Consider the following 12,376-nt stretch of genomic DNA (forward strand, 5'->3'; position numbering starts at 1 on the left):
GCACCCACCCCGGAACCCGCGCTCGCGAACGCGGGTGGCGTCGCCACGCCGTCGGCGGCGGAGCCGGAGCAGCAGGTTCCGCCGGCGCTGCGGGCAGTCGGCGTCGAGCAGTCGGAGGTGCCGATGACTTATTCGGGACCCGCCGAGGGCGGCGGCACCGAGGTCCACTCCGCGGAAGAGGAACTCGAGGATCCGGCACTTGTGTCGGCAAGCCGGCGCGAACGTCGCGCTGCCGCACGTGATTCGGCGAAGGGCACCCGCACCAAGCCGCCGAAGTCGAAGAAGCGCCGTCGCTGAATCCGGCTCGCGCCCCTCGGGCGTCGGCCCGTCCTCACGCCGAGGAGTAGTGGACACGCGTGGGTGTCGCGGATCGCGCACACCGGCAGATGGGTTGTCTGCGGGTGCCGTCGGATACGCGGCATCCTGTGGTGCCGTGGTTTCACTCTGTGGAGTTGTCAAGGTACGGATGCGGTCCCGGCGTGGCCGGGTGCAGGGTTGATGGTCTGGTCGGTTCGGTCAGGTCAGATCGGGTCGGGTCAGGCGGCGGTGGGTAGGTTGTCGAGGGTCAGGGTGCGTCGGTTGTAGCTGGGTACGGGTCTTCGGTGGGGGTCGACGGTGCTCGGTGGGATCAGCCAGGCATGGTGATCGGCGCCGATGAACACCTTCCACCCGTTGTGATGGATGTCGGCGTGACACGACGGACACAGCAGGCACCCGTTCTCCAAGCACGTGTCACCGCCATCGCTCCAGTGATCGATGTGGTGGGCATGACACCGTTCAGCTGGCGCACCACATTTGATGCAGCACCTATCGCGGATATAGAGAGCTTTGCGTTGGGCGGGGGTGAACAGGCGTTTGTCGCGGCCGACGTCGAGGGGCACGGTTTCGCCGTCGACGAGTAGCGGTGTGATGGTCGGGTCACAGGCCAGTCGGTTCATCGTGGCAGGGGTGACCGATCCCATGTATTCGAGGGACGATTCTGTGGGGCTGTCGGCGGGGATGGTCAGCAGCACATGTGTTCTCGGAACCATGGCCGCATCGTTTCCGCCAGCGGCGGCGATGTCGAGGACGGTCTCTAATGCGTCGGCGAGGCGTCGTTCGGTGGAACGGGCATCGGGGGAGCCGTCGGGTTCGGGACGAGGCGCACCATGGCGTTCCATCGCGGCCTGGAACTTCTCGCCGACTTCGACATCGAGGTCGGCTTCGACATGGATGCGCCCGTCGGTGGTCTTGTGTTTGGTGAGCGTGTTGATGCTGCGGTCCTCGGCGGCAGGCACGCCGCCGTCGGTGTCGTCGGCGACGAGGTTGCCCAGGGTGCGGGCACGATCGACGATTTCGGCGGGGGTGGCGCCGGAGAAGTGTTGTCCGAGAAGATCTGTCACATAGTTTAGACGTTGGGTGTCGTCGATCGGTTCCGGTGATCTTTTCCCGATGTGCTCGACGCCGCGGACGATGGCGTCGACATGTTCACCGGAGATGACGCCGTCGGTGGCGTGGGCGGCCAAGGTGGGGAGCAGTGCGAGTGCACCGGCGATACGGATGTAGCGCTGCGTCACAGATGGGGCAAAGCCCATGACGGTCAACAACTCTCGCGTGCTACGCCCGTGGTCCTTCGCGACCCGCAACCGTTCGAGCGCTGCGGTCAGGGCCGCGGCGTGATGATCGATCAGGTTACGCAGCTTCAGAAGTGCCCGCATCGCATCGAACGCGAGAGGACCAGTCATGTCATCGTCGTCGACGCGCAGACGGTGGACGGCGTCAGAGATGTCGGAGATGTCGTCGATGATGCTCACAGCATTGCTCCCCAAGAGTCGACAGATCAGGCCAGCAGGAGACTCATCGGATTCTTGGGACCACACCCAGGAGTGTGGCGCTAACGCACATCAATTTGAACCTGCTGACAACCAACATATCGAACACATGTACGAAGCGCAAGGGAGTCCGGAAACTCTATCGGTGTCATCTACTCATTGGTGACGAAGTGTCACCGCACGACCACCCACGGTGTCGCCGATGTCCTGCGAGATGACATCGTCGAACGAATTCGACCCGAGGTGGAACCGCCGACGGCTCCGGTGCGTCCGATAATCATGGAGACGCCTCGAGTCCTGATCCGGCCGGCACCGCAGTACGAGCCACCCCTGCGAGTCGACGACGTCGCGCTCGCGACGTTACCGCGGCCTGTTCCGCGGCAACGACCACCGGCGCCCCCGCCGGCCACCCGCCAGGCATTGTCGACGGCGACGACCGAGGCCCGCCGTTTCGCCATCGCGACGGTCACCCTCGTCCTCGAGGTGCTCGACCGCCGACGGACGGTTGCCCAGCTGGAGCCGCACGTCACCCGGGGGCTTCTCGATCAGCTCACCATCCTGTCTCGATCGACCGCGCCGGCGAGTTCGGCATCCCTACGGCGTGTGCACATCCAGATGGGTGGTCCGGGTGCCGCAGAGGTCTTCGGGAGCTTCGAACGGGGCGGGCGCGTGCTGGCGTTCGCGGCGCGGATCGAGCAACTACCGTGCCGCGTTCGTACGCCACCGGAGAAGCGAAAGCGCACACTACTGCCACGTCTCGTCGAATACCGTTGGCAGTTGGTCGATTTCACGATCGCGTGAGACCCGCCCTCAGAGGCCGGCCCCGGAGGGGGACACGAGGATCTTCACGGCCGTCTCGTTGCGGTGGATGAGCGTGTCGAAGCCCTTGTCGATGAGGTCGTCGAGCGCGATCCGTCCCGTGATGAACGGGGCCAGGTCGACCTTGCCCTCTTCGACGAGCGCGATCGCGGCCGGGTGGGAATTGACGTAGGCGATGGTGCCGCGCATGTCGATCTCCTTGAGCACCAGCTTCTGCATCTCGACCGAGCCGGGGTGACTCCAGATGGAGACGACCACCAGCACGCCGGTGGGCTTCAGGGCGTCGAAGAGGGTGTCGAGGGCCGGCTGCACCGAGGTGCACTCGAATCCGACATCGGCCCCGCGCCCGCCCGTGATCTCGAGTACCCGCCCGACCACGTCGTCGGCGGTGGGATCGACGATGTGATCGCCGACTCCCGCGTCCGCGGCCTTCTGCCGACGAAGCGAACTCGGCTCGCTGATGATCGTGGTGATGCCCTTGGCTGTGCAGACTGCCGCGGTGAGCAGCCCGATCGGGCCCGCGCCGGTGATGAGCGCGATCGCGCCCGCTTCGGCGCCGCTGCGCTCGACCGCATGACACCCGACCGACAACGGCTCGATCAGTGCTGCCTGATCGAGTGGGATGTCCGGCGAGATCCGGTGCACCCAACGGCGTTTGACGGCGATCTTCTCCCCGAGTCCGCCGCCGCACCCGCCCAGACCGATGAAGTTCATGTCGGGTGACAGGTGATAGTCGTGACTGGCAGGTCCGGTGTCCACGTCGTCGCGCAAGATGTACGGCTCGACCACGACGTGATCGCCGACTGCCACGTCGTCGACACCCGGCCCGACGGCGGTCACCACTCCCGACATCTCGTGGCCGAGCGTGATCGGGGCGCTCTCCTTCGAGATCGGCTGGGGATGACCGGCCGGTGGGATGAAGATCGGACCCTCGGCGTACTCGTGCAGGTCGGTGCCACAGATCCCGCACCACGCCACGTCGATTCCGACCATTCCCGGACCCACCTCGGGTTCGGCGATGTCCTCGATCCTGATGTCGCCCCGGTCGTAGTAGCGTGCAGCCCGCATGGTGATCTCCTCGTCGTAAGGCCGTTACCGGCCCCTGCGACTCCACTCCCGCCCGGGTGGCGGGTCAACAGTTGCATCGGGTTGCAGATCCCCGGGGCACTACGATCGTCCGTGTGGTGAACCGACTGTCCCCGCGCGACGCGATGTACTACTTCCTCGACGAGTCCGGGTCCACCACACACCTCGGCGCGCTGCTCATCCTCGACCCGCACGGGTCCGACGCCGCGGAGCTGCGCTCCTCGCGCAGCAAGAAGACCGCTGACACCGGTGCGCCGAAGTCATCATCGGCGAAGGTCACCCCGGACGCCGGGGCCGACCGCCCGACCGCCCCGCCGATCGACTATCCGCGACTGGTCGCGCTCGTGGAGAACCGTCTGCAATTGGTGCCGCGCTATCGGCAGATCGTTCGCGAGGTCACCCTGGGGCTGGCCCGACCGGTGTGGGTCGACGATCCCGACTTCGACATCAACTTCCACATCCGTCGCTCGGGTCTGCCCCGTCCGGGCGACACCGCGCAGTTGCAGGATCTGATCTCGCGGGTCATGTCGCGTCCCCTCGACCGCACCCGGCCGCTCTGGGAGATGTATCTGATCGAAGGGCTGCCCGACGGCAGGCTCGCCGTCCTCACCAAGACGCACCGCTGCCTGGTCGACGGCGACGCGGCCCGTGAGATCAGCGAGGTCATCTGCGACGAGACACGAACAGTCGAGATGCTCGCCGAGGATCTGTGGATGCCGGGCGCACCACCGGGGACCGGTCACCTGGCGCTCGGTGCGCTCGCCGAGGCACTGTCGCGCCCCGGGGATCTCGTCGACTCGGTGGTGCACGGCAACTCCATCATCGCCGACATCCGCGGTACCGCCGAGGGCGCGCTGCGACGGGTGGGCAATGTGGTCCAGCAGATCACCGATTCCGCTCCGTCGAGCCCGCTGAACAACGCGACGACATCGACGCGCAGCTTTGCGGTGGCGTCGGTCCCGCGGCGGGGGTGTGCCAAGATCGCCGACCGCTACGACTGCACCGTGAACGACGTCGAACTCGCCATCATCTCGGGTGTTATGCGCCGATGGATGCTGTCCTACGACGAGTCGGTGCGTGCCGGTGACACCGTGCGTGTGGTACTGCCGTTGTCGGCCCGCGACCCGGCCGTGGAACGCCGTGCCGAGTCCGACGGGCGCTGGATCACCGTCGGCAAGCCCAGCTTTGTCACGGACCTCCCTGTGGGAGAGGACAATCCGACGGTCCGGTTGGCTCAGGTCGCCGGTTTGGCGAATCGGTATGCCCAGTCGTCACGGCGTCTCTCGATGGGGCCGCAGCCGCTGCTCCCGGAGCTGGGTGTGGTGCCGTTCCCGGAGCTGAGTTCGCGCGCGTTCCGCAGTCTCAACCGACGGAACTACAACGTGCCCGTGGCGATGGGCACCTCTCCGGTGGCGGCTCGCTACGTCGGTGGTTGTGCGGTGAGTCAGATGTATGCGATCCCGACGCTCATGGCCCAGCGTGCACTCGCGATCACCATCACCGATTATCACGACAACCTGCAGTTCGCATTCATCGCCGATCGCGGTGTGATGAGCGATCTGCCCGCGCTGACCGAGTATGTGACCGAATCGTTCGAGGAACTCCTCGGCACGAAGTGAGCGGCCCCGGGAGGGGCGGGCACGCCGACTAAGGTTGGCGCTGAGTCGATGGTGAGGGGATGGGTGCGATGAGGGTGTATCTACCGGCGACGCTGGCGATGCTGATGGAACTCACCGAGATAGGTGAGTTCCGGGCGTTGGGGGGAACCGGATTCGCGCTGACGCCGACGCTGCGGGAGTCGTTCCGCTCGGGCGACGACGAGGAACTGTCGGAGGTGGCCATGCGCGAGGCGGCCCGCGCGTCGCTGCGGCTGCTCGCCGGTGAGGCGCCCGAACCGCGTGACGTCGTCGCCGACGCCGAACTCGCCGCCGACGAGGCGACCACGAAACCCGGTGACACACCGCGCCTTCCGCCTCGGCGGGTGGTCGTCGCCGCCGACGTCGACGACGTGACCCTGCACCCGGAACTCGACGATGCCGTGGTGCGGATCGGTGGACCCGTCCCGCTGAGCGACATCGCGTCGGTACATGTCGACGTCGCCGAGGCAGAGGACAAGGTCCGGGCCGCGGTCATCGTGATCGACGCCGCCGACCTCGGCGACCAGGATGCCGAACTCGCCGTCGGCGATGTCGAGGACTTCGATCTGGCGTGGTACGCCACCCAGGAACTGCCCTTCCTCCTCGAACTGCTCTGAGGGTTCCGCGGGATGGGGTTCCACGGGATGCCGGGGCGATGTTGGAGTCCGGCGACGGTCGCGTAACCTACGGAAGCGTAAGTTGGCGGTCCGCCGCGTCCGGCGGCGAGTGAGGTGGTGCCCAGGTGGGTTGGCTCGAGCGTTTCGAAGAACCGGTGGCCGACGTCGCCGCCCGGAGTCGTGCCGCGCACTGGGCGCGAGCGGCGTTCTCGCGCATCACCACCCCGCTCCTTCCCGACGACTACCTGCACCTGGCGAACCCGCTGTGGTCGGCCCGCGAACTGCGCGGCAAGGTCGTCTCGGTCACCCCGGAGACCGAGGACACGGCCACGATCCGCATCCGCCCCGGATGGGGATTCTCCTTCGACTACGAACCGGGCCAGTATGTCGGCATCGGTGTGTTGATGGAGGGGCGTTGGACCTGGCGGTCGTATTCGCTCACGTCGGCGCCCGGAGTGGAACATGCCGCCGGGGACTCCTCGAGGGGGACCATCTCCATCACGGTCAAGGCAATGCCCGAGGGCTTCTTGTCGTCGCACCTGGTGAACGGTCTCCGAGAAGGCACCGTGGTACGTCTGGCCGCACCGCAGGGTGAGTTCGTCCTGCCTGACCCGCTGCCGCCGAAGATCCTCTTCGCGACCGCCGGCAGTGGCATCACCCCGATCATCTCCATGCTGCGGATGATCGGCCACCGAGGGCAGTCGACAGACATCCGTGTGGTGCACTCGACTCCGACCCCCGCGGATCTGCTGTTCGCAGAAGAACTCTCGGAGTTGGCGTCGGCCGGGGTCATCGATCTGCACATCCAGTACACCCGTTCGGACGGCAAGGTCGATCCGAATCGCCTCGCGCAACTCGTCCCTGATTGGCGCGAGCGCCAGACCTGGGCCTGCGGGCCCACCGGCTTCCTCGATGCGGTGCACGGCATGTATGCCGAGGCCGACGTGGCGTCGCACCTGCACATCGAGCGGTTCGCACTCGAACGTGGCGCGGTCGGCGCTCAGGGTGGGACCGTCACCTTCGGGCGGACGGGTCAGAGCGCCGAGGTCGACGGTGCGACCACGCTCCTGGAGGCCGGCGAGCAGGCCGGGGTATTGATGCCGTTCGGTTGCCGGATGGGCATCTGTCAGAGCTGCGTGGTCATGCTGGACAAGGGGTGCGTCCGCGATCTGCGCAGCGGTGTCGAGCATGTCGAGGGCGAGCGTATCCAGACGTGTATCAGCGCGGCGGCGGGAGACTGCACACTCGACGTGTGAGTGCCGTGCACGAACCGGAGCAGCCGATAAGCTATGTCGGATGTGCACCGATGTTCCCGTTCTGCGAGACGACGTGCTGACCCTGCGCGGACACCGCGCCGACGACGTCGACCGGGTGCTCGAGATGGCCTCGGATCCCGAGATGGGCCGATGGACAACGGTTCCCACGCCGTACACGCGGGCCGATGCCGAGAGTTTCGTGTTCGAGACGGTACCGCGCGGGTGGTCGGACGGATCGGCGATGAGCTGGGCGATCGAGTATGACAATCGGTTCGTCGGCAATGTCGACATCCGTGGTCAGGGTGTCGTCGCCGACATCGGATTCGCCCTGCACCCCGATGCCCGCGGCCGCGGACTGATGCACCGAGCGGTCGAACTGGCACTGGCGTACGCCTTCGGACAAGCGGGGAAACGGGTCGTGCAGTGGAAGGCGCCCGTCGGCAACCTGGCGAGCCTGCGGGTGGCGCACGCGTGCGGCTTCACCCTCGACGCCCGGGTGCCCGACATGATCGACCTCCGCGGCGACGTGCGCGACGCCTGGTGCGGCTCGATCCGGGCCGGCGACAGCACCGACCCGAAGAGCACCTGGTGGGCAACGACATTCGAGACCGAACGATTTCGCCTGCGGCCGCTGGCGGAGACGGACGACGAACGGATCCGCGAAACCCTCGACGATCCGGTGTCGCGCACATACCTCTTCGGTCGACCCTCGCCGCTGACCATCGAGCACGCGGCCGCCGAGCGCACCCGTAAGTGGTGGACGGCCGCTCGCGGAGAGACGTGCACCTGGGCCGTGACCGACCCCGCCGATGATCTCTACCTGGGCGACATCACGCTCCTCGACATCGACGAGGTGACCGGGGCGGAGGCGGGCTTCTACACGCATCCGGACTCGCGGGGGATCGGTGCGCTCGGCGAGACATTCCCGGCGGTCGTCGAGCATGCCTTCGACGTCCTGGGTCTCCGTCGGCTCACCCTCTTCGCCGCCGACAGCAACACCGGCAGCAAGGCGCTCGCCGAGTCTGCCGGGTTCCGGTGGTTCGGCACCCAACCGCTCGCCGCGCGGTCGGGCGGTGTGTTTGAGGACCTCGTCGGTTACGAGTTGCTCCGTCCCTGACCGCACGAACGCTCTGACCTCCGACGCTGCGCTGCACCGGCGATCACGGCCCTGTAGTGGGGTGGGTCACATTCGGCGATCCCGGACGTCGAAGGGTGGACAGGTACGTCTCCGGCAACCTACGCTTGCGTAAGTTACGGAATGGTAGGTCGACCCGAGGGAGCTACATGGCCATCACGGACATCCCCGAATACGCGCATCTGTCCTCGTCGGACGTCGAGGCGCTCGGTGCCGAGCTCGATGCCATCCGCGCCGACATCGAGGCGGACCGAGGCGAGCGTGACGCGCGATACATCCGGAACACCATCCGGTTCCAGCGCGGTATGGAGCTCGCCGGACGTGCCCTGATCTTCGGCTCCACCAAGCGATCGGCGTGGTGGGCCGGCGCCGGTGCCCTCGGCGTCGCGAAGATCGTCGAGAACATGGAACTCGGCCACAATGTGATGCACGGGCAGTGGGACTGGATGAACGATCCCGAGGTGCACTCGACGACCTGGGAGTGGGACAACACCGATCCGTCGGCGCACTGGAAGCACACCCACAACTACATCCATCACAAGTACACGAACGTGCTCGGCATGGACGACGACGTGGGCTACGGTCTGCTGCGGGTCACGCGCGACCAGCGCTGGCGGCCGTTCTATCTCGGCAATCTCGCGTACAACACGATCCTCGCCCTTCTCTTCGAATACGGCGTCGCCGCACAGCATCTCGAGCTGGGGAAGAAGCGCAAGACCCCGGAGGCCAAGGAGCAGTTCCGCCGCGACCTCGCCGACGTCGGCAAGAAGGTCGGCAAGCAGGTCGCCAAGGACTACGCCGTCTACCCCGCGCTGGTGAGCGCCGCAACCGGCCGTCGGGTCGGGTTCGGCCGTGCCTACCGCAAGGTCGCGACCGCCAATGCCATGGGAAACATCATCCGCAACCTCTGGACGAACGCGGTCATCTTCTGCGGGCATTTCCCGGACGGCGCCGAGAAGTTCACCAAGCAGGACGTCGACAGCGAGACGCAGGCCGAGTGGTACCTGCGGCAGATGCTGGGCAGCGCCAACTTCCACGCGGGCCCGGTCATGGGCTTCATGAGCGGAAACCTGTCGTATCAGATCGAGCACCACATCTTCCCGGATCTGCCGAGCAACCGGCTTCCCGAGATCTCGGTGCGGGTCCGCGCGCTGTGTGAGAAGTACGACCTCCCGTACACGACCGGGTCGCTGCCCGTGCAGTACGCGAAGTCGTGGCGCACGATCGCGAAGCTGTCGCTGCCGAACAAGTACCTCAGCGCGACCACCGACGACGCACCCGAGACCGCGTCCGAACGACGATTCAAGCAGGGCCTGCCCGAGGGTGTGCGCCTGCAGTCCGAACTCGATCCGGCCACCGGTCGTCGCAAAGGTCTGGTGTCGGCGATGGCGGCCCTGCGAGGCCGGCGACATCGTCGCAACGCCCGGACGACGGCGGTGGCCGAGCAGCGACGGGCCGCCTGATCACGCGCTCCATCTCCCGACGCGACGGCCCGCGGGTCGTCGCGTCGGTGTGCGGGCATAATGGGTTCCAATGGCCATAACCGACATCAATGCCTACGCCCACCTCAGCGATGCCGACGTCGAGGCGCTGGGTGCCGAACTCGATGCGCTGCGCCGGGAGATCGAGGCCGATCGGGGAGAGCGCGATGTGCGCTACCTGCGACGGACGATCTTCGCGCATCGCGCACTCGAGGTCGCCGGACGTCTGGCGCTGTTCGCCAGCCACAAGCGGTCGCTGTGGTTGCTGGGCACCGGAGCACTCGCCCTCTCGAAGATCATCGAGAACATGGAGCTCGGCCACAATGTGATGCACGGGCAATGGGATTGGATGAACGATCCCGAGGTCCATTCCACGACGTGGGAGTGGGACATGGTCTGCGCGTCCCCGCATTGGAAGCACTCGCACAACTACATCCATCACAAGTACACGAATGTGGTCGGGATGGACCACGACGTGGGCTACAAGATCCTGCGTGTGACCCGCGACGAACCGTGGGAGCCGCGACGTACGCTCCAGCCCCTGTTCAACATCCTGCTCGCCGCGACCTTCGAGTGGGGTATCGGACTACACGACCTCGCTCTCAAAGAAGTCATCGCGGGGGAGAAGTCCAAGGACGAGGCGATCCCGCAGATCAAGCTGTTCCTGCGCAAGATCGGCCGTCAGGTGGGCAAGGACTACGTCCTGTTCCCGGCTCTGACAGGTCCGAACTTCCGCCACACCCTGACGGCGAATCTGAGTGCCAACCTCATCCGCAATCTGTGGGCCTACGTCGTGATCTTCTGCGGTCATTTCCCCGACGGCGCAGAGAAATTCACCGTCGAGTCGCTCGACGAGGAGACGCCGGGACAGTGGTATCTCCGGCAGATGCTCGGCACCGCCAACTTCGACGCCGGCCCCGCCATGGCGTTCTTGAGCGGAAATCTCTGCTACCAGATCGAACACCACCTGTACCCGGACCTGCCGAGCAATCGGTATGCCGAGATGTCGGTGCGGATTCGCGAGCTGTGCGACAAGTACGACCTGCCGTACACGACCGGTTCGCTGTTCGTGCAGTACCTGCAGACCTTGCGCACCATCAACAAGCTCGCATTGCCGGACCGGTTCCTCCGGGACACCGCCGACGACGCACCCGAGACCGCGTCCGAACGGCGGTTCGCCGGCATGCCGGCCACCCGTGGCCTCAAGACGGCCATCGCAGAACTGCGACGGAAGAAGCTGTCGCGCAGGTGATCCCTCAGCTGCGTGCCGTCGCCCGCAGCTCCGCGTGCGCGGCGCGACCCTGGATCGGGTGCGCGCGCTCGGTCCAGGAGAACACCGCCCACGCGGCGAATCCGATGGCGGCCGAACCGATCCCGATCTCGCACACCAGGGTCCATCCGCCGCTCTGATACGCCCAGCCGCCGATCGACGAGCCGATCACGCCGCCCGCGAAGTAGGACACCATGTAGGCGGTGGTCAGCCGTGAGCGTGCCCGGCCGTCCAGTGAATAGACCCCGGTCTGATTGGCCAGTTGAACGCCCTGGACGCCGAAGTCGAAGACCAGCAACGCGATGACGAGCACGACGACCTGGTTGCCGCCGGCCCAGAGCAGCAGCCATCCGACGACCTGCGCGCCCCACACCCCGTACTGCGTGTGACGCAGGTAGCCGCGGTCGGCGAGCTTGCCGACGACGGGTGCGACGAGCGCGCCGGCCACTCCGGCGAGACCGAACAGGCCGATCTCCGCCTCGGAGTACGAATAGTGCGAGTCGCCCGACCCGGCGAGCAGGAAAGCGATCGCGGTCCACATGCAGCTGAAGGCCGCCATGCTCAACCCGCCCAGGAACATCCGGTGGCGCAGCACGTCGTGGGTCCCGACGAGAGTGAGGATCGACCGAAGGACCTGCGGATAGCTCTGCCCTGAACCGGCCGCTGCGGGGCGTGCGCCGGGAGCGCGGAACCACACCGCGGCCGCCATCGCCAGTTGGAGACATGCCGCGACGAACAGGATCGCTCGCCAGCCACCGACCTCGGCGACGAGGCCACTCAGGACGCGGGACAACAGAATCCCGATGAGCAGTCCGCTCATCACGTTCCCGACGACGGCACCACGCTCGTCCGGCGCGGCGATCGCCGCGGCCCACGGGACGACGATCTGCGCGGCCGATGCCGAGACCCCGACCGCGAACACCATGATCAGCAGGCCCCCGTACGCCGGCATCAAGCCGGCGGCGACCAACGCCAGGCACGACACGGCAAGGAGGCCGGTCACCAGCCGTCGCCGGTTGACGAAGTCGCCCAGCGGCACCACGAACGCCAGTCCGAGGAGGTAGCCCACCTGCGTCACCGCTATCAGGAGACCGGCGGTCGCCGTCGAGATCGAGAAGTCGACGCTGATCTCGTGCAAGAGCGGTTGCAGGTAATACAGACAGCCCGCCGACGATCCTGCGGTCACGGCGAACAGGAACACCACGAATCGACTCAGGCGCGTGGGATGCGTCGCGACAGGGGAGGTCATCGTCATGGTTCCATC

The 12,376-nt window shown here is 66.6% G+C and carries 10 protein-coding genes and 1 pseudogene; 8 read left to right on the plus strand and 3 right to left on the minus strand.

The genetic code is table 11. The features are described from left to right. Positions 1–297 (plus strand): annotated as a pseudogene (locus EEB19_RS11995) (preprotein translocase subunit SecA); the annotation flags it as partial. A 239-nt stretch (positions 298–536) separates the two neighbouring features. Here the strand turns inward: EEB19_RS11995 and EEB19_RS12000 are convergent. Next, on the minus strand, positions 537–1,793 hold the full coding sequence (locus EEB19_RS12000; RefSeq protein WP_262365612.1) for an HNH endonuclease signature motif containing protein: 1,257 nt from the start codon (positions 1,791–1,793) through the stop codon (positions 537–539). A gap of 180 nt (positions 1,794–1,973) precedes the next feature. Between EEB19_RS12000 and EEB19_RS12005 the strand changes: the two genes are divergently transcribed. After that, a complete protein-coding gene (locus EEB19_RS12005; protein WP_262365613.1) occupies positions 1,974–2,612 on the plus strand; it encodes an Rv3235 family protein in 639 nt (212 codons plus the stop codon). Positions 2,613–2,621: 9 nt separating this feature from the next. On the opposite strand, the gene EEB19_RS12010 is transcribed toward EEB19_RS12005, so the two are convergent. Then, complete coding sequence (locus EEB19_RS12010) at positions 2,622–3,698, minus strand: 2,3-butanediol dehydrogenase (protein WP_187586493.1); 1,077 nt, start codon at positions 3,696–3,698, stop codon at positions 2,622–2,624. Positions 3,699–3,811: 113 nt separating this feature from the next. On the opposite strand from EEB19_RS12010, the gene EEB19_RS12015 reads away from it, so the two are divergent. The 6 genes from EEB19_RS12015 (at position 3,812) to EEB19_RS12040 (ending at position 11,094) form a co-directional block, all read left to right on the plus strand. Beyond that, a complete protein-coding gene (locus EEB19_RS12015; RefSeq protein ID WP_187586495.1) occupies positions 3,812–5,335 on the plus strand; it encodes a wax ester/triacylglycerol synthase family O-acyltransferase in 1,524 nt (507 codons plus the stop codon). Positions 5,336–5,403: 68 nt separating this feature from the next. Continuing rightward, positions 5,404–5,970: a hypothetical protein gene (locus tag EEB19_RS12020; protein ID WP_187586733.1), complete on the plus strand. Its 567-nt coding sequence runs from the start codon at positions 5,404–5,406 to the stop codon at positions 5,968–5,970. A gap of 125 nt (positions 5,971–6,095) precedes the next feature. Then, a complete protein-coding gene (locus tag EEB19_RS12025) occupies positions 6,096–7,226 on the plus strand; it encodes a ferredoxin reductase (RefSeq protein WP_187586497.1) in 1,131 nt (376 codons plus the stop codon). 40 nt (positions 7,227–7,266) lie between these two features. Then, positions 7,267–8,343, plus strand: coding sequence for a GNAT family N-acetyltransferase (locus EEB19_RS12030; protein ID WP_187586499.1), 1,077 nt, complete (start codon positions 7,267–7,269; stop codon positions 8,341–8,343). A 167-nt stretch (positions 8,344–8,510) separates the two neighbouring features. Beyond that, positions 8,511–9,824: a fatty acid desaturase gene (locus tag EEB19_RS12035; protein ID WP_187586501.1), complete on the plus strand. Its 1,314-nt coding sequence runs from the start codon at positions 8,511–8,513 to the stop codon at positions 9,822–9,824. Positions 9,825–9,894: 70 nt separating this feature from the next. Next, entirely contained in the window at positions 9,895–11,094 is a 1,200-nt protein-coding gene (locus EEB19_RS12040; protein WP_187586503.1) for a fatty acid desaturase, read from the plus strand. 4 nt (positions 11,095–11,098) lie between these two features. Here the strand turns inward: EEB19_RS12040 and EEB19_RS12045 are convergent, their stop codons facing one another. Next, the gene (locus tag EEB19_RS12045; protein ID WP_187586505.1) at positions 11,099–12,361 is read right to left on the minus strand and encodes an MFS transporter; all 1,263 of its coding nucleotides are present in this window, start codon (positions 12,359–12,361) and stop codon (positions 11,099–11,101) included. Positions 12,362–12,376 lie beyond the last annotated feature (15 nt).

Source organism: Gordonia sp. OPL2 (assembly GCF_003797825.1).
Taxonomy (GTDB): Bacteria; Actinomycetota; Actinomycetes; order Mycobacteriales; family Mycobacteriaceae; genus Gordonia.

Coding starts and splice junctions, on each gene's coding strand:
- EEB19_RS12035 (WP_187586501.1), top strand. CDS start 8,511: ATGGCCATCACGGACATCCCCGAATACGCGCATCTGTCCTCGTCGGAC.
- EEB19_RS12010 (WP_187586493.1), bottom strand. CDS start 3,698: ATGCGGGCTGCACGCTACTACGACCGGGGCGACATCAGGATCGAGGAC.
- EEB19_RS12030 (WP_187586499.1), top strand. CDS start 7,267: ATGTGCACCGATGTTCCCGTTCTGCGAGACGACGTGCTGACCCTGCGC.
- EEB19_RS12040 (WP_187586503.1), top strand. CDS start 9,895: ATGGCCATAACCGACATCAATGCCTACGCCCACCTCAGCGATGCCGAC.
- EEB19_RS12020 (WP_187586733.1), top strand. CDS start 5,404: ATGAGGGTGTATCTACCGGCGACGCTGGCGATGCTGATGGAACTCACC.
- EEB19_RS12045 (WP_187586505.1), bottom strand. CDS start 12,361: ATGACCTCCCCTGTCGCGACGCATCCCACGCGCCTGAGTCGATTCGTG.